Origin of the sequence: Novosphingobium sp. SG919, assembly GCF_012932495.1 — a bacterium.
Taxonomy (GTDB): domain Bacteria; phylum Pseudomonadota; class Alphaproteobacteria; order Sphingomonadales; family Sphingomonadaceae; genus Novosphingobium; species Novosphingobium rhizosphaerae.
In genome coordinates, this window is the sequence record NZ_JABCNG010000001.1 from 1,535,545 (window position 1) to 1,561,053 (window position 25,509).

Annotated in this window: 18 protein-coding genes; 7 read left to right on the forward strand and 11 right to left on the reverse strand. The window is 65.4% G+C overall.

Features of this window, described 5'->3' with window-relative positions:
• Positions 1–87: 87 nt before the first annotated feature.
• Positions 88–3,162 (reverse strand): TonB-dependent receptor, encoded by a 3,075-nt coding sequence (locus tag FHT19_RS06885; RefSeq protein WP_248290297.1) that lies wholly within the window; start codon positions 3,160–3,162, stop codon positions 88–90.
• A gap of 502 nt (positions 3,163–3,664) precedes the next feature.
• Here FHT19_RS06885 and katG point away from each other — a divergent pair.
• Positions 3,665–5,932, forward strand: coding sequence for a catalase/peroxidase HPI (gene katG, locus FHT19_RS06890; RefSeq protein ID WP_169474391.1), 2,268 nt, complete (start codon positions 3,665–3,667; stop codon positions 5,930–5,932).
• Between the two features lie 125 nt (positions 5,933–6,057).
• Here katG and hemA read toward each other — a convergent pair whose 3' ends face one another.
• The gene (hemA, locus tag FHT19_RS06895; protein WP_168554847.1) at positions 6,058–7,284 is read right to left on the reverse strand and encodes a 5-aminolevulinate synthase; all 1,227 of its coding nucleotides are present in this window, start codon (positions 7,282–7,284) and stop codon (positions 6,058–6,060) included.
• 310 nt (positions 7,285–7,594) lie between these two features.
• A complete protein-coding gene (gene murI, locus FHT19_RS06900) occupies positions 7,595–8,419 on the reverse strand; it encodes a glutamate racemase (RefSeq protein ID WP_169474392.1) in 825 nt (274 codons plus the stop codon).
• Between the two features lie 84 nt (positions 8,420–8,503).
• On the opposite strand from murI, the gene plsY reads away from it, so the two are divergent.
• The 3 genes from plsY to topA all read left to right on the forward strand — a co-directional run bounded on the left by plsY (position 8,504) and on the right by topA (position 12,977).
• Positions 8,504–9,115 (forward strand): glycerol-3-phosphate 1-O-acyltransferase PlsY, encoded by a 612-nt coding sequence (plsY, locus tag FHT19_RS06905; protein WP_248290298.1) that lies wholly within the window; start codon positions 8,504–8,506, stop codon positions 9,113–9,115.
• On the forward strand, positions 9,115–10,254 hold the full coding sequence (gene dprA, locus FHT19_RS06910; protein ID WP_169474393.1) for a DNA-processing protein DprA: 1,140 nt from the start codon (positions 9,115–9,117) through the stop codon (positions 10,252–10,254). The genes plsY and dprA overlap by 1 nt, the downstream gene beginning before the upstream one ends.
• A 107-nt stretch (positions 10,255–10,361) precedes the next feature.
• Positions 10,362–12,977 (forward strand): type I DNA topoisomerase, encoded by a 2,616-nt coding sequence (gene topA, locus FHT19_RS06915; RefSeq protein ID WP_169474394.1) that lies wholly within the window; start codon positions 10,362–10,364, stop codon positions 12,975–12,977.
• Between the two features lie 46 nt (positions 12,978–13,023).
• Here topA and FHT19_RS06920 read toward each other — a convergent pair whose 3' ends face one another.
• The 6 genes from FHT19_RS06920 to lepB all read right to left on the reverse strand — a co-directional run bounded on the left by FHT19_RS06920 (position 13,024) and on the right by lepB (position 19,628).
• The gene (locus FHT19_RS06920) at positions 13,024–14,382 is read right to left on the reverse strand and encodes a glycosyltransferase family 39 protein (RefSeq protein ID WP_248290299.1); all 1,359 of its coding nucleotides are present in this window, start codon (positions 14,380–14,382) and stop codon (positions 13,024–13,026) included.
• A 355-nt stretch (positions 14,383–14,737) separates the two neighbouring features.
• Complete coding sequence (locus tag FHT19_RS06925) at positions 14,738–16,204, reverse strand: hypothetical protein (protein ID WP_168554852.1); 1,467 nt, start codon at positions 16,202–16,204, stop codon at positions 14,738–14,740.
• Between the two features lie 14 nt (positions 16,205–16,218).
• Positions 16,219–17,037 (reverse strand): hypothetical protein, encoded by an 819-nt coding sequence (locus tag FHT19_RS06930; RefSeq protein WP_169474396.1) that lies wholly within the window; start codon positions 17,035–17,037, stop codon positions 16,219–16,221.
• A 41-nt stretch (positions 17,038–17,078) separates the two neighbouring features.
• Positions 17,079–18,002, reverse strand: coding sequence for a GTPase Era (gene era, locus FHT19_RS06935; RefSeq protein WP_169474397.1), 924 nt, complete (start codon positions 18,000–18,002; stop codon positions 17,079–17,081).
• 76 nt (positions 18,003–18,078) lie between these two features.
• On the reverse strand, positions 18,079–18,696 hold the full coding sequence (gene rnc, locus FHT19_RS06940; RefSeq protein WP_248290300.1) for a ribonuclease III: 618 nt from the start codon (positions 18,694–18,696) through the stop codon (positions 18,079–18,081).
• 56 nt (positions 18,697–18,752) lie between these two features.
• Positions 18,753–19,628, reverse strand: coding sequence for a signal peptidase I (lepB, locus tag FHT19_RS06945; RefSeq protein WP_168555511.1), 876 nt, complete (start codon positions 19,626–19,628; stop codon positions 18,753–18,755).
• 160 nt (positions 19,629–19,788) lie between these two features.
• Here lepB and pgi point away from each other — a divergent pair, with 160 nt between their 5' ends.
• The 3 genes from pgi (at position 19,789) to FHT19_RS06960 (ending at position 23,897) form a co-directional block, all read left to right on the forward strand.
• Positions 19,789–21,315 (forward strand): glucose-6-phosphate isomerase, encoded by a 1,527-nt coding sequence (pgi, locus tag FHT19_RS06950; RefSeq protein ID WP_169474398.1) that lies wholly within the window; start codon positions 19,789–19,791, stop codon positions 21,313–21,315.
• A 106-nt stretch (positions 21,316–21,421) separates the two neighbouring features.
• A complete protein-coding gene (gene gorA / locus FHT19_RS06955) occupies positions 21,422–22,780 on the forward strand; it encodes a glutathione-disulfide reductase (protein WP_168554856.1) in 1,359 nt (452 codons plus the stop codon).
• A gap of 91 nt (positions 22,781–22,871) precedes the next feature.
• Complete coding sequence (locus FHT19_RS06960; protein ID WP_168554857.1) at positions 22,872–23,897, forward strand: NAD-dependent epimerase/dehydratase family protein; 1,026 nt, start codon at positions 22,872–22,874, stop codon at positions 23,895–23,897.
• 7 nt (positions 23,898–23,904) lie between these two features.
• Here the strand turns inward: FHT19_RS06960 and FHT19_RS06965 are convergent, their stop codons facing one another.
• Both FHT19_RS06965 and FHT19_RS06970 read right to left on the reverse strand, forming a co-directional pair.
• A complete protein-coding gene (locus FHT19_RS06965) occupies positions 23,905–24,651 on the reverse strand; it encodes a molybdopterin-binding protein (protein WP_169474399.1) in 747 nt (248 codons plus the stop codon).
• Positions 24,648–25,454, reverse strand: a complete 807-nt coding sequence (locus tag FHT19_RS06970) for a cytochrome b/b6 domain-containing protein (RefSeq protein WP_169474400.1) — start codon at positions 25,452–25,454, stop codon at positions 24,648–24,650. Before FHT19_RS06970 ends, FHT19_RS06965 begins: the two co-directional genes overlap by 4 nt.
• Positions 25,455–25,509: the final 55 nt, after the last annotated feature.

Consider the following 25,509-nt stretch of genomic DNA (forward strand, 5'->3'; position numbering starts at 1 on the left):
CTTTTTCTTGGCCAGCTGCCGGGGCGCGGATGGCCCCGGCAATCGTTGGAGGCGCGTGGCGGCCTGAACCGCCACGCAACACCTTGATCAGAACTTCACGCCGGCCGTGATCCGCATGTAGCGGCCCATGATGGCGTCGAAATAGCGGGTCGCGCCGCCAGTACCCAGGTAGTAGGGGAAGGGCACGCTGCGGTTGAACACGTTGTTGACGTTGAGGCGCAGGCTGAACCGATCTTGCACGTTGAAGCCGATGGCCGTGTTGAACAGCACGTAGGCGCCAATGCGGGGATACTGGTAGACCGTGTCGGGCGAGTTTACCGCAACGCGCGACGGGCCATAGTACGTGGCCTGCCACATCCAGTTGAACGTCCGCTTGGCATAGGTTGCCGAGGCGGTGAAGTTATCGGTCGGCTCGCTCACACCGCCCACCGTGTTGGTGAAGTCGCCTTCGCCGATCTGGTAGTAGTGGCGGAAGGTGTGCAAGTAGTTGAAGTCGAACATCAGCTGACCAGCCGAGGTGGGCAGGCCGAAGCGGCTAAGCGGCAGATTCCATTTGGCCGAAGTCTGCAGTGCCCGGAACACTTCCAGGCCGATGTTGTAGTTGCCTTCGGCAAAGTTGGTGACTTGGCCGTCTGCATCGCGCGTGAAGGAGTTGCAGTAAGAGCTGCTGCCCGATGCCGAGTCATAGCATGCGTTCATCAGATCGGTCAGGCTGAGCGTCGCGATCTCGTTCTTGATCTTGATGTTCACATAGTCGCTGGTGACAGTGAGGCCAGGCAGGAACGAGGGTTGCAACACACCGCCCACGGTCCAGCTGTTGGCAACTTCGTTCTGCAGCTTCGGATTGCCGCCCGAGGTACCCTGCGCGGTATAGTCAACGACGTTGGAGGTGAAGTTGGCTGGAATGCCGGCAGCGGCACAATTGGCAGCACGACGCGAAGGGTTGGGGCCCTGGTTGATGTAGCGCTTGTCGCAGGGGTCGTTGGCGGTGTCGAAAATCGACCCGACCGGTGCGAACAGTTCGGTGATCGCAGGCGCGCGGAATGAGCGGGTGTAGTTACCGCGCAAGGTCAGGTCCTTGACCGGCGCATACGTGGCGCCCCCGGTATAGGTCCAGAAACCACCGGCGATGCTGTTCTTCACGTAACGGCCGGCAGCGTTGACTTCGAGGCGATAGACTGCAGGCACGGCATTGTCGGGGGCGACGAGCGGCAGGCTGAGTTCGCCGAAGCCTTCGTTGGTGTTGTAGCTGCCCGCGACCGGGTCGATCGGAATCGAATTCCCGTATTGCGTGCGGGTGCCATCTCCGTTGTCCTGGCCGTAATAGAACGCGCCCGGATCAAAGCTGGCGCTTTCATAACGGTGTTCGTAGCCCAGCACGAACTTGGCAAAGCCGCCCGGCAGCTTGAACAGGTCGCCCTTGATGTCGGCAATGATGTCGGACTGCTTGTTGATCTGGCGCGTGGTGGCCTGCGTCGTGATGTAGTCCAGCGCAGCCTGGCTGGCGTTGCCGTTGCCGAAGATGTTGAGCGGCGCGCACGTGGCGCTGCCCGTGGCGATCGCGGCGTTGGTATAGCCAGGACGGCAAATGATGTTGCCGCTGCCGTCGGTGGTGGCATCGATCGCGTTGAAGAAATTCTGCGTTACGATCTCGCGCGACGTGGTGCGCGAAATGGTGCGGCCGTAGGTCCCGTTGATTTCCCAGGTAAACTTGCGTTCGCCAGCCTCGATGTCGCCGGTCACGCCACCCACGAAGCGCAGCAGGTCGTTGCTGGTGCGGAACGAACCGGTCGAAAGATCGGTGTTCGCCCGCGCCATGTAGAACTTGCTGGTGTCTGCGCCTGCCGCAGCAAGGTTGCTGACGATCGTGGCACGGTCGGCGGCGCTGAGATACGGGTTGGCCGTATTGATGATCAGGTTGCCGTTCGCGTCACCGGCATCGCCAAAACCGTAGTAGTTGTAAAACGGCTGGCCGACGGTGTTGGAGGCATAGTTGCGGCTGAACCAAACTTCGCCGTTGAAGCGGATGCTGTCACTGATGTCGTAATGCGCCAGGATCGTACCCTGATAGCGTTCAGACGCGACAAGGAAGTTGCTGTAATCGCCGATGGCGAACCCGTCACCGCCCGACTGGTAGATCGCGCTGCCGGTCGCTTGGCCGTTCTTGAACGGAACGAGCTGGCCGGCCTTGTTGAAGACCAGGGTGCGGCCAAGTGCATCGGTGATGCCCGCCGCAGCCTTTTTACCCAGCACGGCGTAATAGTCATCCACCATCGGCATGCCGGTGTTGGTGAAGACGTTGTAGTGACGGCCGCGCGTGTAGAGCTGGTAGGCATAGCTGGCATCGCCGGTCGACGTGCCGAAGAACGGAGCCGAACCGCCATACGTGTTGGGCCGTTGGGCGCCGGTGATGCCGTTCTGGTGGTCGTAATAGAAGTTGGCGGTAATATTGCCGCGCCCTTCGGCGAAATTCTTGCCGGCGAGCAGCGAGACGTTGTAATCCTGCCCGTCACCATACTTCGAAAGACCATAGGAGCCGGTCGCTTCGAAGCCGTCATAGTTCTTCTTGAGCAACACGTTCACGGTGCCCGCGATGGCGTCGGAACCGTAGATCGGCGCGCCGCCGACCGAGACTACTTCAATGTGATCGACCAGGCTGGGCGCGATCTGGCCGAGATCGACCGGGCTGCCCGCCACCGCGCCGAAGATCGAGGTGCTGGCCGGGCTGACGAAGCGCATGCCATTGACGAGCGTCAGCGTCCGCTGCGAACCCAGGTTGTAGAGGTTGGCAAAGGTCTGGCCGGCACCGAAGCTGCCCTGATCACCCGCCACGCTGTTGCCCGGCACGCCAAAGCCCGGCAATTGCTGCAACGCCTGGCCCACGTTGGTGAAACCGCGCTGTTCGATCAGTTCACTGCTCAGCGTGGCAACCGGCTGGTCGGTGATTGGCGCGCGGGTGATGCGCGAACCAGTTACGACGATTTCGGACTGATTGTCATCGGCCGGGGCGGTGGTGGCAGGGGCGGGGGCCGCTGCAGCAGCGCCGGATTGGGCGTCGGCAGGCTGGGCATATGCCCCGCCAGCCATCACCAATGGAAGGAACACCGACGCCGTTGCGGCCAATGCCCGCATGCGGCGCTGCGAAAAAGAAGTCGCGGCCATAAAGCCCCCGTTTGTTGCAAGTGCTACCAAGTTTGCGTGATGCGTATCGCAATGCAACCATTTTGCGCCAATTTGATCAAGGGTTTGCCAGGGTGTTGCGCCGATGTTACACCATGCCCCTTGGTGCAATGCTGCAGTAAGCATTCGCAACATACGGCACCGCTCGCGCGTTGCAACGCACCCATTCCGGCTCGGTTCCCACCGTCCGTCGCATGATCGATTCCGGCAATCTTTGTGACCGGATAAATGCGTTTCCTCTTGTTCATGATTTGCGAAACAACGCTCACTGAACACGGGATGAAGGGAGAACGCAGCGGCATTGTCATACTGACATGATCTGAAAACCTGTTGAACACGGTGCCAAGATCGCCGGGCTTGATTTGCCCGGAAGGTGCCTCTCGTCGTGCCTTTTGGAAAAGATCTAGAAACAATTCAGGCTGCAGGCTCTCGTGTCTGCGGCAACGCCTTTTCTTGTCCTAAATTGATGCAGGAGATTGTTGCAATGCGTCGCATTCATCGTCCGCTGGGCGCCTTGGCGTTCGCCATGATTGCCCCATGGTCCATATCCGCCGCGCAGGCCGAAACGGGCACCGCGCCCACCGTGGCCGCTACAGCGCCCTCGACGCCGGAAACCGCCACCACCAACAAGGATTGGTGGCCCAACCGGCTCGACCTGTCGCCCTTGCGCCAGAATGACGTGAAGTCGAATCCTTATGGTGCCGATTTCGATTATGCTGCGGCGTTCAAGGCGCTCGATCTGGCAGCCGTGAAGGCTGACATCGCCAAGGTGCTTACCACCTCGCAGCCTTGGTGGCCGGCCGATTATGGCAGCTACGGGCCGTTCTTCATCCGCATGGCCTGGCACAGTGCCGGCACTTATCGCACGGTGGATGGGCGCGGTGGTTCGGCCGGCGGCGAGCAGCGGTTCGATCCGCAGAATTCCTGGCCCGACAACGCCAATCTCGACAAGGCGCGCCGCCTGCTCTGGCCGATCAAGCAGAAGTATGGCCGCGCCATCTCGTGGGGCGATCTCATGGTGTTGACCGGCAATGTCGCGCTGGAGCAGATGGGCTTCAAGACCCTGGGCTTTGCCGGCGGCCGTGTCGACGCGTGGGAGCCGGACATGGTGTTCTGGGGCAGCGAGAAGAAGTGGCTGGATGGCGCCAAGACGCGCATCGGTGCCAATGGGCAGCTGAAAGGGCCGCTCGCCGCCGTGCAGATGGGCCTGATCTATGTGAACCCGGAAGGGCCGGGCGGCAATCCCGATCCCATCGCGGCGGCGGCCGACATTCGCCGCGCGTTCGGCCGCATGGCGATGAACGACGAGGAAACCGTGGCCTTGATCGCGGGCGGCCACACCTTCGGCAAGGCGCATGGCGCGCACAAGCCCGAGGAATGCACCGGGCCGCAGCCCGCCGGTGGCAGCATCGAGGACCAGGGCATCGGCTGGAAGAACAAGTGCGGCAAGGGCAACGCCGAAGACACCGTAACCAGCGGACTGGAAGGCGCCTGGTCGGCCAATCCCATCGCGTTCACCACGCAATACCTGGATAACCTGTTCCAGTTCGATTGGGTGCTCACCACCAGCCCGGCCGGCGCCAAGCAGTGGACGCCCAAGAACGCCAAGGACGTGCAGATCGTGCCCGATGCCCACGTGGCGGGCGTGACCCATGCGCCGATGATGTTCACCACCGATATCGCCGTGAAGGAAGATCCCGGGTTCCGCGCCATCGCTCTCAAATTCCGCAAGGATCCGCAGGCCTTTGCCGATGCCTTTGCCCGCGCCTGGTTCAAGCTGACCCATCGCGACATGGGGCCAAAGGCGCGCTACATCGGGCCCGACGTGCCGGCGCAGAGTTTCCTCTGGCAGGACCCGCTGCCCAAGGCGGACTATGCGACGATCGATGCCAGTGACGTGGCCACCCTCAAGGCACAGATCCTGGCGAGCGGCCTCACGCAGCGCGAACTGATCCGCGCCGCCTGGGCCTCTGCCAGCACGTTCCGCAGCACCGACATGCGCGGCGGCGCCAATGGCGCGCGCATCCGCCTGAACCCGGAAAAGAGCTGGGCGGTCAACGATCCGGCCGAACTCGACGCGGTGCTGGCCAAGCTGGGCGCGATCCAGGCGGGCTTCAACAAGAGCGCGCCGGGTGGCAAGAAAGTGAGCCTGGCCGATCTCATCGTGCTGGGCGGCAATGCTGCGGTGGAGCAGGCGGCCGCGAAGGGCGGCGTGAAGCTTGACCTGCCGTTCACGCCTGGCCGTGTCGATGCGACGCAGGCGCAGACCGATCCGGCCAGCTTTGCCGTGCTCGAACCCGTGGCCGATCCGTTCCGCAACTATTACGACGCGCCGGCCAATTGGCAGGGCCCGGCCGAAGCGATGGTGGACAAGGCCGACATGCTGGGCCTGAGCGTGCCGGAACTGACCGTGCTGGTGGGCGGCATGCGTGCGCTCGATGCCAATACCGGCCATTCGCCCAACGGCGTGCTGACGGCCAAGCCCGGCACCTTGAGCAACGATTTCTTCGTCAACCTGCTCGACATGGGCACGGCGTGGAAGAAGTCCGACAAGGCGCCCGGCCTCTATGAAGGCGCCGATCGCACCACCGGCAAGCCGCGCTGGACGGCCACGAGCGTCGATCTGATCTTCGGCTCGAACTCCGAACTGCGCGCCGTGGCCGAAGCCTATGCCATGGACGATGCCAAGGAACAGTTCGTGCGCGATTTCGGCGCCGCCTGGACCAAGGTGATGAACGCCGACCGGTTCTGATCGCGTGGGGTGGTGGAGCTTCCACCACCCCACGAACTCCGCCTCTGGAAAGGCGCGGCATTTCAGACAAGCAAAAGGCCCCCGGATTGCTGTCCGGGGGCCTTTTGCTTTTTGTCGGAAGGCGATCAGGCAGCCTGGCGTTCGGCCATTTCCAGGTCGAGCCGTTCCCAGATTTCCACCAGGGCGCGGGTCAGGTCCTGCATCATGGCTTCGGTATGGGCCGGGCCCGGGGTGAAGCGCAGGCGCTCCGTGCCGCGCGGCACGGTGGGGAAATTGATCGGCTGCACATAGACGCCGTATTCGGCCAGCAGGATGTCGGACACCTTCTTGGCGCGTACCGGATCGCCCACCATCAGCGGGACGATATGCGTGGTGCTGTTCATCACCGGCAGGCCGGCGTCGCGGAACAACTGCTTGAGCGTGGTTGCAGCAGCCTGCTGCGCCTCGCGCTCTTCGCTGGAAGCCTTGAGATGGCGGACCGAGGCGAGCACACCGGCCACCAGCACGGGCGAGAGCGACGTCGTGAAGATGAAGCCCGGCGCATAAGAGCGGATCACGTCGATGATCCGCGTGTCGGCCGCGATATAGCCGCCCATCACGCCGAACGCCTTGCCCAGCGTGCCTTCGATGATGTCGATGCGGTGGGCCGCCTCGTCGCGATCGGTGATGCCGCCGCCGCGCGGGCCATACATGCCCACGGCGTGCACTTCGTCGATGTAGGTGAGGGCGTTGTACTTTTCGGCCAGGTCGCAGATGGCGTGGATCGGGGCCACGTCGCCATCCATCGAATAGACGCTTTCGAAAGCGATCAGCTTGGGCAGCGCCGGGTCGGTTTCGGCCAGGAGTTGTTCGAGGTGTTCGACGTCGTTATGACGGAACACACGCTTTTCCGCGCCGGAATTGCGGATGCCGGCAATCATGCTGGCATGGTTCAGCTCGTCGGAAAAGATCACGCAGCCCGGCAGGACCTTGGCCAGCGTGGACAGCGTGGCGTCGTTCGAGACATAGCCCGAGGTGAACAGCAGCGCGCCATCCTTGCCGTGCAGGTCGGCCAGTTCGGCTTCCAGATCGACGTGATAGTGCGTGTTGCCGCCGATGTTGCGCGTGCCGCCGGAACCGGCGCCCACGTCGTGCAGCGCTTCTTCCATGGCGGCGATGACCTTGGGGTGCTGCCCCATGGCCAGGTAATCGTTGGAGCACCACACCGTGATCGGCTTGGGGCCATTGTGGCCGGCAAAGCAGCGCGCATTGGGGTAGGCCCCCTTGTTGCGCAGGATGTCGATGAAAACGCGATAACGACCTTCGGAATGCAGGCGATCGATGGCAGCATCAAAAATCTGGTCGTAGTTCACTGCTTGCTGCTCCTTCGTTCCTGCAGCTGACCGGCTGGGCCCGGATCGCTTCGGGGTGAAGCATGGCCGGGCGGCCGCGTCTTTGTCTTATCGCAACAATTGCCTCCCAGGCGTGAAGGTCCGGGTCGGCTATTGCCACATCGTTTTGCGCACGTCCGCTTGCCTCTCTCCCAACAGGCTTTTGTCGCGGATGCGGGCCGCTTCTACTCCCCGCGACAAAGCCTTGCCAAGTGACTTTTGCGCTTTGTGTGATCGAACAGATTGCACTTTGGGCCAATATGGCAAATTGACCCACCTAGGCAGCACGTGTTCATGCCTTGCCGGTGCGATCCAGGCCATGCGCGGCGAGAGTCGGCGCCAGGTCTGCCACGGCCTCGTCCAGCCGGGTGAACAGCGCCAGATCGGGCATGCTGCGCGCAAATTCCTGCCCTTGGGTGAGGAAGGCGATGCGCCGGGCGATGCCGTCCGAACCATCGATGAAGCGCACGCCCGGCCCAAAGGCGGTGGCCAGTTCTGCCTCCACCAGGGGGAAATGCGTGCAGGCCAGCACGACGGTGTCGATCGCTTCGCCGCCCGGCTGGTCGCGCAGCGCCTGGGCCGCCCGCGCAAACACGGCCGGATCGGCTGCATGGCCGCGCAGCTGCGCTTCCGCCGCAGCCACGAGTTCGGGCGCGCCATGGCGCAGCAGGCGCTTGTCGGCGGCAAATTCCGCCTCCAGGCGATCGACATAGCCCTGGCGGATCGTGGCTTGCGTACCGAGCAGGCCGATCACCCCGGTCTGCGTCATTGCGGCGGCTGGCTTGATCGCCGGCACCGTGCCCACGATCGGAACTTCGAGCACTTCGCGCACCGAGGCGAGCGCGATGGTGGAGGCGGTGTTGCAGGCAATGCAGACCAGGCGTGGGCGCAGCCGCTCGGTCAATCGGCCCAGCAGGCCCGAAACCCGCGCCGCGATCTGCGCCTCGGTCTTGGTGCCATAAGGCAAGCCGGCATTGTCGGCGACATAGATCACTGGCGCTTGCGGCAGCACGCGCCGCACCTTGGCCAGCACCGAAAGCCCGCCCACGCCGGAATCGAACAGCAGGATCGGCGCATCAGCCGGAACGGAGGGAGCATCGGGGGCAGGTGCGGTCATCGCCGGGCTTATAACGAGAGTGGTGGTAAAAAGGGAGAGCGTGCCACCTTTCGATTGTGCGCAAGCCTCGCTAAGAGCGCAGGCGTGACCCATGATCTCATCCTTCCCGCCTGCATTCTGGGCTATCTCCTCGGCTCGATCCCATTCGGCCTGATCCTCACCCGCTTGACCGGGGCGGGGGATCTGCGCGCCATCGGTTCGGGCAATATCGGCGCCACCAACGTGTTGCGCACCGGGCGCAAGGGGCTGGCAGCGGGCACGTTGCTGCTCGACCTGCTCAAGGGCAGCGTGGCGGTGTGGCTGGCCCGCGCCTTTGCGCCGGGCAGCGAAGGGCTGGTGGCGCTGGCGGCGGTGCTGGGGCACTGCTTCCCGGTGTGGCTGCGCTTCAAGGGCGGCAAGGGCGTGGCCACCACGATGGGCGTGGCGCTGGGCCTCGCCTGGCCGATCGGCCTGGCTTATGCGGTGGTTTGGCTGGGGATGCTGGCGGCGACGCGGATTTCGTCGGTTGGCGGCATGTCGGCCGCCGTGGCGGCACCACTGGCGGCGCTGGCCACGGGCCATGCCGATTATGCCGCAGTGCTGGCGGTGATCGCGGCGCTGGTCGTGTTCCTGCACCGCGCCAATATCGGCCGCCTGCTCGCTGGCACCGAACCGCGTGTTGGTGGCAAGAAGGCCGAGGGGGAGGGCGCCGCCTGATGGCCGGTGGGGGCGAAACGGCGGTGCCGTCGCTTTCGTCCGACGAGGCGCTGGCCCGGCTGCGCCTGCTGCGCTCGCCCAACGTGGGCCCGGTTTCCTATTACCAGTTGCTGCGCCGCTTTGGCACGGCGGCCGCCGCGATCGAGGCATTGCCGGGCTTGGCGGCGCGCGGCGGTGCGCCCTATCGCCCGGCAGAAGCGCCACGCATCGCGGCTGAAGCGGCCAAGGTGCGGGCGCTGGGCGGCCGCTATCTCTTTCACGATTCGCCGCAATATCCCGCACTGCTGGCGCAGACCGACACGCCGCCGCCGATCCTGACGATGCAGGGTGATGCAGCCTTGCTGGCCCGGCCCGCGGTCGCCTTGGTGGGCGCGCGCAATGCCTCGGCCGGGGCGATGCGCCTGGCGCGCGAATTCGGCGCGGCGCTGGCGGCGGCCGGCTTTGCCGTGGTTTCGGGCCTGGCGCGAGGGGTGGATGCGGCCGCGCACAAGGGCGCGCTGCTGCCGGGGGCGGCGGCGGGCGGCGGTGGCACCATCGGGGTGATCGCGGGCGGTCTCGACAGCGTTTATCCGCCCGAAAACGCCGATCTTCAGGCGCAGATCGTGGCGCAGGGCGTGCTGCTGGCGGAAATGCCGCCGGGCACCGAGCCGCAGGCGCGTCATTTTCCCCGCCGCAACCGCATCATCGCCGGGCTTTGCGCGGGCACCGTGGTGGTCGAAGCCGCGCCCAAATCCGGTTCGCTGATCACCGCGCGGCTGGCGGCAGAGGCGGGACGCGAGATCATGGCCATTCCCGGCTCGCCGCTCGATACGCGCAGCCAAGGGTGCAACCAGTTGATCCGCGAAGGCGCGATCCTGGTGCAGGGCCCGGCCGACGTGATCGAACTGGTGGAGAGCTTCACCGGTACCCCGCGCTCCACGTTCCACGAGCCGCCGGCGCCGGCGGCCTTTGATAGTGGCGCTGCGACGAACGATGACCCGGCCGATATCATTGCCCTGCTGGGCACGGCGCCGGTGCCGGTGGACGAACTGGTGCGCCTGAGCGGCGCACCGGCCGGGTCGGTGCAACTGGCGCTGATCGAACTGGAACTGGCCGGGCGCTTGGTCCGCCATGCCGGAGGGCGCGTATCGCTTGCCTGAACCCTTCCTGAAAATCGGAGGCCGGAAGATCGGGGGCTTGACGCCGCCGTCCAACCGCTCCCACCCTCGTACGCACGTATACGCGTAAGGACGTTTTGCCAGTCGCCATGCAGCTTGTCATTGTAGAATCCCCGGCCAAGGCCAAGACCATCGAGAAGTACCTTGGCCCCGGCTTCAAGGTCCTGGCCTCTTACGGCCACATCCGCGACTTGCCGGTCAAGGACGGGTCCGTGCGCCCGGACGAAGACTTTGCCATGGATTGGGAGCTCTACGGCGACAAGCAATCGCGGGTGAAGGCGATCACCGACGCCGCCAAGGAGGCCGATGGCCTGATCCTGGCAACCGACCCTGATCGTGAGGGGGAGGCGATTTCCTGGCACGTGCGCGAGCTTCTGGCCAAGCGCCGCGCGCTGCCCAAGAATGTGTCGCGCGTGACGTTCAACGCCATCACCAAGCTGGCGGTGACCACGGCGATGAAGGCCCCGCGCGAGCTGGACCAGGACCTGATCGACGCCTATCTGGCGCGCCGCGCGCTGGACTATCTGTTTGGCTTCACGCTTTCGCCCGTGCTGTGGCGCAAGCTGCCCGGCGCCAAGTCTGCCGGGCGCGTGCAATCGGTGGCGCTGCGCCTGATCGTGCAGCGCGAGCGCGAGATCGAGACGTTCAAGGCGCAGGAATACTGGTCTGTTTCCGCGCGCATGGAGCATGACGGCACGCCCTTTGTGGCGCGGTTGGTCAAGTTCGACGGCAACAAGCTCGACCGTCTGTCGCTGGGAGACGAAGGCAGCGCCATGGCTGCCAAGGCTGTGGTGGAAGCGGGCAACTTCCGCGTCGAAGAGGTGGATGTGCGGCCCACGCGGCGCAATCCCTCGCCCCCGTTCACCACCTCCACTCTGCAGCAGGAAGCCGCGCGCAAGCTGGGCTTTTCGGCCAGCCACACCATGCGCGTGGCGCAGACGCTCTATGAAGCGGGCGCCATCACTTATATGCGTACCGATGGCGTCCAGATGGACCCGAGCGCCATCGACGCCGCGCGCCGGGCGATTTCCGATCGCTACAACGGCCATTTCCTGCCCGAAAAGCCGCGCATCTATGAAACCAAGGCCAAGAACGCCCAGGAAGCGCACGAGGCCATCCGCCCGACCGATTTCACCCGCGACCACTATGGCAGCGGCGATGAGGCGCGGCTCTACGACCTGATCTGGAAGCGCGCGCTGGCCAGCCAGATGGCATCCGCTGCCATCGAGCGCACCACGGTGACCCTGCGCGAAGGCACCGGCCGCCACGAGTTGCGCGCCACCGGCCAGGTGGTGAAGTTCCCCGGCTTCCTGGCAGTCTACGAGGAAGGGCGCGACCAGAAGCCCGATGCCGAGGATGACGACAGCAATCTGCTGCCGATCATGAACAAGGGCGATTGCCCCAAGAAGCACGGCGTCGATGCCACGCAGCACTTCACCCAGCCGCCGCCGCGCTATTCCGAAGCGAGCCTGGTCAAGCGCCTGGAAGAACTCGGCATCGGCCGGCCTTCCACATATGCCGCCACGCTCCAGGTGCTGAAGGATCGCGCCTATGTGCGGATCGAGAAGAACCGCTTCTTTGCCGAGGAAAGCGGGCGCATGCTCACCGCGTTCCTCGAACGCTTCTTCGAGCGCTATGTGGCCTATGAATTCACGGCGGGCATGGAAGACGAGCTGGACGACGTTTCCGGCGGCCGCGCCGCATGGAAGCAGGTGCTGGCCGAATTCTGGCGCGATTTCAAACCCAAGTCCGACGAGGTGATGGAGAAGAAGCCCAGCGAGGTGACCGCCGAGCTGGACATTTTCCTGGAAGACTATCTCTTCCCGCCGCGTGCCGACGGGCACGATCCGCGCGAATGCCCCAAGTGCGGCAATGGCCGCCTGGCACTGCGCGGCGGCCGGTATGGCGCGTTCGTGGCGTGCTCCAACTATCCCGAGTGCAAGTTCACCCGCAAGTTCGCCCAGCCGGGTGGCGAGGGCGATGGCGGCGAGGGCGAGGATGCCGCGCTTGGCAAGGACCCCGAAACCGGGTTGGAAGTGACGCGGCGCACCGGGCGCTTCGGGCCCTATATCCAGTTGGGCGAAGGCAAGGAAGCCAAGCGCGCCTCCATCCCCAAGGACATTCCCGAACTCGACCTGGAATGGGCGCTCAAGCTGCTCAACCTGCCGCGCGAAGTGGGCGTGCACCCGGAAAGCGGCAAGCCGATCACCGCCTCGATCGGGCGCTATGGCCCCTATCTGGCGCACGATGGCAAGTATGCCCGCCTCAAGTCGACGGCAGAGGTGTTCGACACCGGCATGAACGCGGCGGTGGTGCGCCTGGCCGAGGCGGCCAGCGGCGCCGGCGCGCGGGGTTCGCGCGCGGCGGCCGAGCCGCTCAAGACCTTTGGCCCGCACCCGACTTCGGGCGGGGAAATCAAGCTGATGGCCGGGCGCTATGGCCCCTATGTCACCGATGGCACGACCAACGCCACGCTGCCGCGCGACAAGCAGCCCGAAAGCCTGACGCCCGCCGAAGCGATCGCCCTGATCGACGAGCGCGCGGCAAAGGGTCCGGCCAAGGGCAAGAAGGCGCCGGCGAAAAAGGCAGCGCCCAAGAAGGCCGCCGCCGCCAAGAAGGAACCGGCGGCCAAGAAGGCGCCTGCTGCCAAGAAGGCGCCTGCTGCCAAGAAGGCCCCGGCCAAGAAGAAGGCCGCAGCGGAATGATCATGCGGTTGGCAGGCCTGCTGGTTTCAGCCGGCCTGCCAACCGATCAGCGCGGGCGATAGAGGCCGTAGCGCTCGTTCCCCAATGTCATTTCGGCAAAGCGCACATAGTCGCGGGCCAGGGCCTGGTTCATGATCGTGCGCGTTTGCCTATTGGGCAGGTAAAGGTCTTCCTCGCTGGCTTCGGAAACCTGCACCACATCCGGGCGCGCGGCCATGATCCGCGCGACTTCGGTGGCCGGATCGGCACCAACCGCCGGAGCTTCGGTCCAGGTGTTGAGATGGTTGGGAAAGGCAAAGCGCGTGGGGATGCAGGCATCCACCCCGCGATACAGCGCCGGCGCGCCGTCGAACTGGAAATAGCAGCCGCCGTGCACATTGGCGCGCAGCAAGGCGATGGCGCGATGGTATTGGTCTGCCGTGCCATGGTTCTCCACCGCGCCCGCCATCACCACCAAGCCGCCGATCGCGCTGGCCAGCAGCAGGAACCGCCCGCTCCAGCGTGCCTGCCACGGCTTGCCGCCGCGCACCGCTGCCGCCAGCGTCGGTGCCGCCAAGACGGCCAGCGGTGCGAGCAGGGGCCCGGCATAGTGATCGTACCAGGTGCCGAACGCGAGGAAGCCGAGCACTGCTGCCCCGGCCCAGCAGCCCAGCACGCGGCGCGCGCGCGACCGGATAAGATCGCCCCGCGCCGCACGGCGCAAGGGATCGAACGCGATGGCCAGCGCAAAGGGCGATAGCCCCGCCGAAAGCTTGAGCAGCCGGCGCCAACTGGGGGCGCCATCGGGCAGGCGTTCGAGCACGGAGGTGAAATTGGCGAACACGAAGGCGTGGGCCTGCCCCTGCAGGGCATAGGCAGCGAAAGCCGCCAGCGTGGGCGCGAGCGCAAGGCCGCACCACAGCAGCGCCGCGCCGGCCAGCCGGGGCAGGGGCCAGCGTGCGTGCCAACCGCGGGCCAGCAGCAACACCCCCAGCGCCATGCCTTCGAACACCGCCGCATACTTGATCTGCAGGGCCAGGCCGATCAGCGTCATCGCCACGCCGCCCAGACGGAGCAGCGCGGCCGTGTCTTCCTGCTGCCAGCTGCGCAGCACCAGTAGGGCCGCCAGCGCCACCAGCGGGTTGTAGAACACCGGCGACTGCCCCAGGGCGCAGTTGAATGCCGGCATCGCGCAGACATAGACCATCCCGGCGAGCCAAGCCCCGCGTGGCGGTGCCAGTTCCAGCGCCAGCCGCCTGACCACCAGCGCCGCGGCCGCGGTGCTGGCAATGCCCGCCAATTGATAGGCGATCACCGGATCGCCTGGCAGCGCGTGGAACAGGCGATAGAGCGCAAACAGGCCCAGCGGCTTGCGGTCCCAGATGTCGATGAACGGCACGGCCCCATGCGCCCATCGATCGGCCACGAGGAGATAGAACTCTTCGTCAACGTGAACCAGCGGATTGCCAAGGAGAAGTAGGCGAAATATCAGCGCAATGCTGAAATACTCAAGAAAAAGTCTGAAATGATGAATATTCGTACCGACCAGCGATGGCTCTATGGCGAAAGATCTTTGCTGCGGCAGGTGGAGTTGTCTGCCTGCGAATTTGATCATTTTCATTTCCGACTTTTTCAGCGATAATTATTAGGCTAAATTGTCGGATTTGGCAGGGCAAGGGCTGTGGGCGTTATTATCGCATTATAACGTCATGCGGCGCGTTTGATGCAAATATCGCAGCCTTGTGGCAGCCGCTGCCCCGCCGGGGCGGCGCCATGGCGTATCAGCGCGCGGCGAAAAGGCCGAAAGAGCGCGTGCCGAGCTTCAGCGTGGTGACTCGGCGATAGTTGCGGGCCAGTGCATCGAGCACCACGGCGCGTGTGCGCAAGTTCGGAGCATAGGGACGGGGCGATTCGTCGATCACCACCGCGCCAGGGCGGGCCGCCATGATGCGCTGCACTTCCGTGCGCGTATCGATGCCCAGCGCGTCTTCCTCGAACCGGGTGGACAAGTGCGCGGGGAAGGCAAAGCGCGTGGGCAGGCACGATCCCGTGGCGCTATAAAGCGCGCTGTCGCCTTCGTAGACATAGAGGCAATGGCCCGCGTCGATATGCGGCCGTATGATCGATGCCGCGCGATCCAGATCGTTGGTCGTGCCAAACTTGTGCGCCTGCACCGCCGTTGCACCCAGGCCTGCACCCAGGCCCACCACGAACAGGGCCCGCCGCAAAAAGCCGGTGGGCCGGCACGTGCCGTCAAGCACCGGCGCGGCCAGGATGGCCAGCGGCAAAAGCACCGGCGCGACATAGTGATCATACCAGGTGCCCGGCGCGAGGAAGCCGGCAACGGACAGCCCCAGCCACAGGCACAGGCCTCGCCGAGCCGCGGCACTGCCCGAACATTGCGGATCGATCCGCGAGCCCAGTGCGAGGGCAAGGTAAAAGGGAATGAGTGCCATGGCCACCTTGAACAGGCGGAAGGACGCTTCGGCCCAGTCCTGGCCACGATTGAGCACCGACAGGAAATTGGCCGTAAAGAACGTCTGTCCCTGTCCGTCGGCGGCATAGGCGGCAAAGATGATCACCGTGGGCAGCAGGGCCAGGCCGATCCAGGCAAGCCCGGCTGCGGCGATGCGTGGCCAGCGCCACCCGGCCCGCCAGGCAGTCCAAAGCAGCATCAGGCCAAAGCCCATGCCCTCGATCACCACGCTGGTCTTGATCTGCAGGGCAATGCCCACCAACGCCATGGCCAGGCAGCCGCGCCGCCACAGCGCCGGATCGGCCGGAGCCTGCCCCGGTTGCGGTGCGGGCGCGCACACGCTGGCCATCGCATCGATCACCATCAGCCCCGCCAGCATCATCGGCAGGTTGTAGAACACTGGCGCCTGGCCCATGCCGCAATTGAACGCCATGAGGTAGATCAGATAGGCCATGCCCGACAGCATCGCGCCACGTGGCCCTGCCAGATGCCGCGCGCAGCGTGCGATCACCACGGCCGTGGCGGCGGCCGCTGCGATGGCCATGATCTGGTAGGCCAGCACGCCGTTGCCCGGCAGCGCCCGCGCAGCGGCATAGATCAGGAACAGGCCCAGCGGCTTGCGATCCCACAGGTCCACATAAGGCAGGACACCGTGCCACAACTGATCGCCCATCAGCAGGTAGAACTGTTCGTCGGCGTGAAACAGCGGATCGCCCAGCCATGGGGCGCGCAACACCAACGCAACCAGGAAAAACACCGCAAAGGCCCGCATGTGCAACGCTTCCGTCAGGGGAGGGCCGCTGCCACGGTATCAAGTTCCCCCTGCGGGACCACGATGGCCCCAGCGCGTGGGCGATCGAGATCGAGCACGGTGACATAGGCTGCGCAAAGCAGCACGAAAAGCGCAAGGGCGGCTGCCGCATGGCGGCGGCTGGATGCGTCCGGGCCATAGCCCAGGATGCCTGCACCGGCACAGCAATAGAGCGCCAACAGCATCAAGACTTCGGCCGGAAGACGCGCGCTGCGCTCGGCATGGCGGGCAGTGGCGATGTCCCCCAGGCTGTTCCAGGCCGAAACCAGCACCGGCCCGCGCGTGTCGGGCGGCATGGTCCGCAAGGTGCCGATCAGGTGATCGCCGAACAAGGTGCCCAGCGTTGCCGCCCGCCCCACGGCGGCTTCCCATTCGGCATCGTCGGGGACGCGCCCGGCCTCGGCGCGGGCACGCGCATATGTGCCCAGCAGCCGCGCCAGCGGGGCGCGCTGCGCCTCGTCCAGCAGGCCAAGGCGCGAGGCCATGGTGCCAAAGGCGTTGGCTTCGTCGAGCGCCAACTGGCGGCGATGTTCGTAACGGCCGATCGCCAGGCTGAAGGCAAACGCCATCAACAGCGCGAGCAGCCCGAAAACCCCTGAAAGAACAGCCCCCTGGTCGCTGCGCCGGATGCCCTGATCCGGTGCGGCGGTGCCTGGCGCGGCCGCTTCGGTGCGCTCCAGCCAGGCATGCAAACGCGCCCCGCCCAAATAGGCCAGGACCATGGCCACCAGCAGAGCCAGGCCCAAAGCGCCCAGCGGTGTCCGGTCAAACACGGTCATGGATCCCGTCAACATCCCTTCAGGCTGCGCCAGCCCAGGTGGCGGGTCAAGCGCCATTACTTCACCCAGTCGAGACCGATTTCCTCGTAGATTTCGCGGCTGTCGGCCCAGTTCTCTTCGACCTTAACGTGGAGGAAGAGATGAACCTTCGCGCCCAAAAGATCGGACAACTCTTTTCTCGCGGCTTCGCCGATGGCCTTGAGCTTGGCGCCACCCTTGCCGAGCACGATCCCGCGCTGGCTGTCGCGCGCGATGACGATCTGCTGGTGAATTTCCACCGAGCCATCGCGGCGGTGCTGATAGCTCTCAGGGCGCACCGCGCTGTCATAGGGCAGTTCGTCGTGCAACTGGCGATAGAGTTGCTCGCGCGTGATTTCGGCGGCGAGCAGGCGTTCCGAGGCGTCGGACACCTGGTCTTCGGGATAGTGCCAGGGGCCCTGCGGCATCAGGCCGGCCAGCCGCGTCTTCAGTTCGGCTACGCCATCGCCGGTCAGCGCCGATACGAAGAACACTTCGTCGAACTGTCCGGCGCCGCTCAGTTCCTCGGCCATGACCAACAGCGGTTCCTTGGGCGTGGCGTCCACCTTGTTGAGCACCAGGAACTTGCGTTCGGGCCGTCCGGCCAGCGAAGCCAGGATCGGTTCGAGGTATTCGCGCTTCTTCTTGCGCGCGTCCACCACCAGCAGGATGGCATCGGCCTCGCTTGCGCCTTCCCAGGCGGCATTGACCATCGCGCGGTCGAGCCGGCGCTTGGGCTCGAACAGGCCGGGCGTGTCGGCCAGGATGATCTGCGCCGGGCCTTCCAGGGCAATGCCCATCAGGCGGGCGCGGGTGGTCTGCGCCTTGGCCGAAACGATCGCCACCTTCTGGCCGACTAAGGCATTGACGAGCGTGGACTTGCCGGCATTGGGCGCGCCGATCACGGCCACCAGGCCGCAGGATTGTTCGGATTCGGCGGGGTTGGAAACGATATCGATCATGGAAACAGGATGAACCTCATCGCGCCCGGCCGCAATGGCCGAGCGCAGGATATGGGAATTGGGCGTGTGGCTTTGTTCAGGCGAACTGCTTGAGAAAATCGCGGGCGGCTGCCGTTTCGGCTTCCTGCTTGCTGCTGCCGCGGGCCTGTGCTTCGCCCACGCCTTTCACTTCCACGCTCACCGTGAAAATTGCGGCATGGTCGGGCCCGTCGCGGCTGACCAGGGTATAGACCGGCGGCTTGCGGCGGTTGCCCGCCGCCCATTCCTGCAAGGCGGCCTTGGGATGCTTGCGCTGCCCGGCACCGGTCCGCATCGGCTTGTCCCAGCAGCGGCGCACGAAATCGCGCGCGGCGGGAAAGCCGCGTTCCAGGAACAGCGCGCCGATCAGGGCTTCCATCACGTCGCCCAGGATATTGTCGCTGTCGGCGCCGCCATCGTCGCGCGCCTGCTTGCCCAGGCGGATATGTGTCGGCACGCCCAGCGTGCGGGCCACGTCGGCGCAGGTTTCACGGCTGACCAGGGCATTGAGGCGTTGCGACAGCTTGCCTTCGGCAGCGTCGCTCGCTTCGTGCAGCCAATCGGCGATCGCCAGGCCCAGCACCCGGTCGCCCAGGAATTCCAGGCGCTGGTAATCGCGGCTTTCGCCCAGCGAACCGTGGGTGAGCGCTTCATGCCAAAGCGCCGGCTGTTGCACCGGCGCCTGGGTCAATTCCGCCAGGAAGGCGGCGGTCTCGGGAGACAGGGGCGTGCTCAGAACAGGCCCCCGATACGGTTCCAGCGCAGCGCGGTAAACCAGGTCCAGGGCAGGAACCAGTTGGCCGACCCGTCGGTGGACCACATCACGATGGTGGCGCGGCCCACCAGGTTGTCCTGCGGGACCAGGCCGATGCCGCCGCCTTCGATGGCGGGGAAGCGGCTATCCATCGAGTTGTCGCGATTGTCGCCCATCAGGAACAGCTTTCCTGCGGGCACGACGACCGGCGGCGTATCGTCCTGCGGGCGATAGCCCAGGTCGAGCACGTTGTAGGTCTTGCCGCCGGGCAGGGTTTCCTGGAATTGCGGATAGTGGCAGGTCTGCGTGCCATCGGCCTCGGTCACCGCGAAATCGGGCGAGATGCATTCGGTGTTGGCCGAAACCCGGATCACGAAATCGGCGATCTTCACCTTGGGCACGGCCTTGCCGTTCAGGTGCAGCACCCCGCCGATCATCTGCACGGTATCGCCCGGCACGCCGATCACGCGCTTGATATAGTCCACGTCGTTGCCCGGCGGGGCCTTGAAGATGACCACGTCACCGCGATTGGGCTGGCCGGCGAAAATGCGCTTGGGCAAGAGCGGCACGCTGAACGGCAGGGAATACTTGGAAAACCCATAGGGCCATTTGGCCGCCAGAAGGTAATCGCCGTTTTCCAGCCGGGGCAGCATCGATTCCGACGGGATGTTGAAAGGCGAGAAGAAGAAGCTGCGGAAGATCGCCACGATCAGCACCAGCTTCACCAGGAACACCGGGAAGCTGTCTTCCTTCTTCTGCTTCTTCGCCGGCGCGGCCGGAATGGGCTGCGGGGCCGTGGGCTGTTCCACCGTCGGGCTGGCGGGTTCGGGCGTGTCGTTCATCGGCTGGGTCATGTGGAGGGCAAAGGCATCCGTCAAGAAGGAATGCACCTGCCATAGTCCCAGGCAAATACGTTTGCACGATCCGTTCGTCGAGCCACGCGCCCGCTTGGAAGATTGTGTGCAAGCGGGCATGAGGGGCGCGACCCCGCAACCGTTAAAGGACACCAGGACAATGGCAGCACAGGACCAGGCCACGCTGTGGCACGCGCTGGAGACGCTGGAGGTGCCCACTCTTGCCGCGCTGTTTGACGATGCCGCGCGCTTGGATCGCTATGCCACCACGCTCGATCTGCCCGGTGGCCCGATTCGCTTTGACTGGGCCAAGACCCATCTTTCCGCGCCAGTCGAAGCCATTCTGGCCGATCTGGCCCAGGCCACCGATCTTGTCGGCAAGCGGGCGGAACTGCTTTCGGGCGCCAAGATCAACAACACCGAAGGCCGCGCGGCCGAACACACCGCCCAGCGCGGCGTGGGCGCCGAAGCCAGCGTGGAAGAAGCCCAGGCCCTGCATGCCCGCATGGCGCTGCTGGTCGACGCCATCCACGAAGGCGTGCTGGGCGATGTGAAAAGCCTGATCCACATCGGCATCGGCGGTTCGGCGCTGGGCCCGGCCCTGGCGATCGATGCGCTGGCGCGCGAAGAGGCCAAGGTGGCCGTGCACGTGGTGTCCAACATCGATGGCTGCGCGCTGGAGCAGGCGATGTCGCGCTGCGATCCGGCGACCACCCTGGTTGCCGTCGCGTCCAAGACCTTCACCACCACCGAAACCATGACCAATGCCCACAGCGCGCTGGAATGGCTGCGCGAAGGCGGCGTGGCCGATCCCTATGGCCGCGTGATCGCGCTGACCGCCGCGCCGGAAAAGGCGGTGGAATGGGGCGTGGATGAAACCCGCATCCTGCCGTTTTCCGAAACCGTGGGCGGGCGCTATTCGCTGTGGTCCTCGATCGGGTTCCCGGTGGCGCTGGCGCTGGGCAACGAGGCATTTGCCCAGTTCCTGGCCGGCGCCAAGGCGATCGACGAGCATTTCCGCGACGCCCCGATCGGCGAGAACGTGGTGGTGCGCGCCGCTTTTGCCGATCTGTTCTATACCCAGGCGCGCGGTTGCCAGACCCGCGCGGTTTTCGCCTATGACGAGCGCCTGGCCCTGCTGCCCGATTATCTCCAGCAGCTCGAGATGGAATCCAACGGCAAGCGCGTGCTGGCCGATGGATCGCCGCTGACGCGGCCCAGCGCCCCGGTCACCTGGGGGGGCGTCGGCACCGATGCGCAGCACGCCGTGTTCCAGTTGCTGCACCAGGGCACCCACCTGATCCCGGTGGATTTCCTTGCCGTCAAAGTGCCGGGCCACGATCTTGATCCGGTGCACCACAAGATCCTCTTGTCCAACTGCTTTGCGCAAGGCGCCGCGCTTATGGCGGGCCAGGCGAGCGAGGATGGCGCGCGCGCCTATCCGGGCAACCGCCCTTCGGCCACGATCCTGTGCGACGAACTCAACCCCGCCACGCTCGGCGCGCTGATCGCTTTCCACGAACACCGCGTGTTCGTTTCGGCGATGCTGCTGGGCATCAACCCATTCGACCAGTTCGGCGTCGAACTGGGCAAGGCGATCGCCAAGAAGATCGATGCCGGCGGCGGCGAAGGGTTTGACGCCAGCACCGAAGCGCTGCTGGCCGAAGCCGGGATCGGCGTGGATTGAAAGTTAGCTGACCTAATCAATTAATCGCCATGCAGGGACTGGCGCCGGAGGGGCATCGTTGCCATATCCGGCGCCAGTTTTCGATTCAGCAAGACGAGGCCCTGCCATGACCGATCCCGCTTACGACTATGACCTGTTCGTGATCGGGGCCGGATCGGGCGGGGTGCGCGCCAGCCGCATCGCCGCCGGCTATGGCGCGCGCGTTGCCGTGGCCGAGGAATATCGCGTGGGCGGCACTTGCGTGATCCGCGGCTGCGTGCCCAAGAAGCTGCTGGTCTACGGCTCGCACTTTGCCGAGGAATTGCAGGACGCGGCCAATTACGGCTGGACCGTGGAGAAGATGACGTTCGATTGGCCCACGCTGCGCGATGCCGTGGCAAAGGACGTGGATCGGCTGAACGCGGCCTACACTAACACGCTCAATTCCAACAAGGTCGAGCATTTCCTGGAACGCGCCACGATCACCGGGCCCAACAGCGTCAAGCTGGCCAGTGGCCGCGAGATCACCGCGAAATACATCCTGGTGGCCGTGGGCGCCTGGCCGGTGATGCCCGAGATCGAGGGCGTGGAGCATTGCATCACCTCGAACGAGGTGTTTCATCTCGAAAGCCTGCCGCGCCGCGTGGTGATTGCCGGCGCTGGCTATATCGCGCTGGAATTTGCCGGCATCTTCAATGCCCTGGGCAGCCACGTCACGGTGGTGAACCGCAGCGAGACAATCCTGCGCGGCTACGACGCCGCGCTGCGCGATCGCCTGCTGCAGATCACCATGGCGCGCGGCATCGAATACAAGTTCAACTGCGGGTTCGAACGCGTGGAAAAGCAGGAGGATGGCAGCCTGCTGGTCTTCATGAAGGGCCAGCCCGATCCGCTTCACGCCGATGCCGTGCTGGTGGCCACCGGCCGCCGCCCCAAGACCGATGGCCTGGGGCTGGAAAACGCCGGGATCGCGCTTGGCGCGCACGGTGAGATCGTGGTGGACGAGGGCGCGCAAACGTCGTGCCCCAGCATCTTTGCGGTGGGCGACGTCACCAACCGCGTGCAACTGACGCCGATTGCCATCCGCGAAGGGCATGCCTTTGCCGATCGCGTGTTCGGCGGCAAGGACACGCGCGTATCCTATGATTGCATCCCCAGCGCCGTGTTCTCGCAGCCCCCGCTTGCCAGCGTGGGCCTTAACGAAGCGCAGGCCCGCGAAAAGCTGGGCAGCAACGTCAAGATCTTCACCTCGGATTTCCGCCCGATGAAGAACATTTTCGGCCATCGCCCCGAACGCGGGCTCTACAAGCTGGTCGTCGATGCCCAGACCGACAAGGTGCTGGGCGTGCACCTCATCGGCCCCGATGCGCCCGAAGTGCTGCAGGCGGCCGCCATCGCGGTGAAGGCCGGGCTGACCAAGGCCGATTTCGACGCCACCGTGGCGCTGCACCCATCGATGGCCGAAGAGCTTGTGCTGATGCGATAAACCGGTAACTGCCGCGTTAACCCAACTTGGCCGTTGAACTGTGGCGCAGGTGCGGTAGGCTGTGCGCGAAGATGGGTTGGGGGCAGGAACCATGGAAGATGTCGGCGGGACCGTGCTCGTCACGGGCGGGTCTGGCTACATTGCCGGATACATCATCCGCGCGCTGCTGGACGATGGCTGGACCGTCAATACCACGGTCCGCGATCTGGGCCGCGAGGCGCAGTTGCGCGCCCAGCTGGGCGGCAGCTATGCCTCGCTGCGGTTCTTCCAGGCAGACCTGATGGCCGATGCGGGCTGGCGCGCGGCACTGCACGGATGCAGCCACGTCTGCCACGTCGCGTCACCGTTGCACGTCAATGCCCCGCGCCACGAAGACGAACTGGTGGTGCCGGCGCGTGAAGGGGTGCTGCGCGCCTTGCGCTTTGCCCACGCGGCCGGGGTGAAGCGCTTTGTGCAAACCTCGTCGGTGGCGGCGATCGCCTATGGCCATGGCAAGGGTATCCGCCGCTATACCGAGGCCGACTGGACCGATCTGGATGGCCCGGGCGTCCACGCCTATGCCAAGTCCAAGACCGTGGCCGAACGCGCCGCGCGCGAATGGATCGCGCAGTATGGCCAGGGCATGGAATTCGTCTCGGTCAATCCCTCGGTCGTGCTCGGCCCGGTGTGGAGCCGCGACTATTCCGCCTCGATCGAACTGGTGCGGCAATTGCTGGCCGGCACCGTGCCGGGCTGTCCGGACCTGGGCTTTGGCGTGGTGGACGTGCGCGACGTGGCTGCCTTGCACCTGCGCGCACTGACCGAGCCCGGCATCGACGGCGAGCGCTTCATCGCCTCCGGTCCGTTCCTCAAGATGATCGACGTGGCGCGCATCCTGCGCCAGGAACTGGGCCGCGGGGCACGCCGCGTGCCGATGCACCGGGTGCCCGACTGGATGGTCCACGCCATGGGCCTGGTCAGCCCGATGATCCGCCAGGTCACCAGCGAACTGGGCAATGTGCGCGATACCGACGCCGGCCATGCCCGCACCCGCCTGGGCTGGGCCACGCGGCCGGTGGAACAGACCATCGCCGATTGCGCAAGCAGCCTGATCGAAACGCGCGTGGTGGCGGCCTGACGCTGCGTCAGATCCCCGCCCACCATTGGTAACCGGAGTGGTCTTCCCAATAGCCGCCCTTGCCGCCGTAAAGCCCGGCGAGCGTGGCGACGAGCTCCACCCGCATGACGTATTTCGCCTGCTTGTAGCCCAGTTGGCGTTCCACGCGCAGGCGCAGCGGCGCGCCGTGGCCCACTGACAGCGGCTGGCCGTTCATGGTGTGGGCCAGGATCGTCTGCGGATGCAGCGCTTCGGCCAGGTCGATCGATTCGTAATAGGGCGTGCCGGAAAAATCGTCGGCACAGTGGAACACGGCGTAGCGTGCCTGGGGCAGGGCGCCGGCGCCGTGGAGCAGCAGGCCCAGCGGCACCCCGGTCCACTGGCCGATCGCGCTCCAGCCTTCCACGCAATCGTGCCGGGTGATCTGGGTGCGCTGGGGCAAGGCCCGCAATTGCGCCATCGTCAGGTCCATGGGCCGCCCCACCAGGCCGTCAACACGCAGGCGCCAATCGGCAAAGCCACGCTCCATCTGCGCGAGATACGCCGCCGCCGTCGGGCGGGTGTTGCCGTTGACGCGGAACACCGGGGAAATGTCTGCGGCGGAAAATTCCGGGGCCAGGGCATTGCCGGCCACCAGTCGCTGCGCGCTGCGGCTGGCCTTTTCACCCAGCGAAAGCACGCTTTTTGCCGTGGGCGAGGCAACGATGCGGTCGCAGCCCGACAGCAAAAGGCCGCCCGATCCGGCCAGCAGCGCGCGGCGGGAAAAACCGCTCATGGCGTGCGCTCCGGCGGCAGGCGATACCAGCCGGTGATCATCGCGCGCAACTCGTTGATCGGCCCGGCGAGCACCACCATGATGAGGTGTACCAGGATGAACAGCGCCAGGCCGGCCGCGCACAGGAAATGCAGCGAGCGCGCCGATTGCCGCCCGCCCAGCATATCGAGCAGCCAGGGCAGCGCGGCGTTCATGGTGGGCGACATCGCCAGGCCCGTCGCCACCATCATCGGCAGCAGTACGAAAATGACGGAGAGATAGGCGATCTTCTGCAGCGGGTTGTAGCGCCGGGCCGCTTCGCCACGTGGCAGGCGGCCACGCAGATGTTCGGTCACGTCATGCCACAGCGCACGCGGGCGCCGTTCTTCGCGCGACAATCCCAGATCGCGGCGCAAGTGCCCGGAAACCAGTGCATAGACCAGGAACCCAGCCAGACTCGCCACCAACACCCACGCGCCCAGGAAATGCCACCCGCGCGCCAGCGAGAGGTTGTAATGCCCCGGCAGCGTGACGAGCGGCGGAAAGGCCAGCGCGGTACTCTGGGCATAGCCGACCAGGCCGGTGCTGGGAATCTCGTGCCCGCCCAGGGCCACGAAACCGTGCGTTCCATGATTGCCGATTTCCAACCAGGCGGGATCGAAATTCGCCCCGTCCTTGCCCCAATAGAGCCGCGGATGCGCGTTGAAGATCATCATTCCGCTCATCAGCATGATGAAAATGGTCAAGGCATTGATCCAATGCCACAGGCGCACGGGCCAGCGAATGCGCAGGATGAGAGGTGAGCGGTTCACGGACCGGGTCATGCCATGAAGCGGGCCTGGCGTCATCCCGTGTTCGACGAACGCCCAGCGAGGCGTG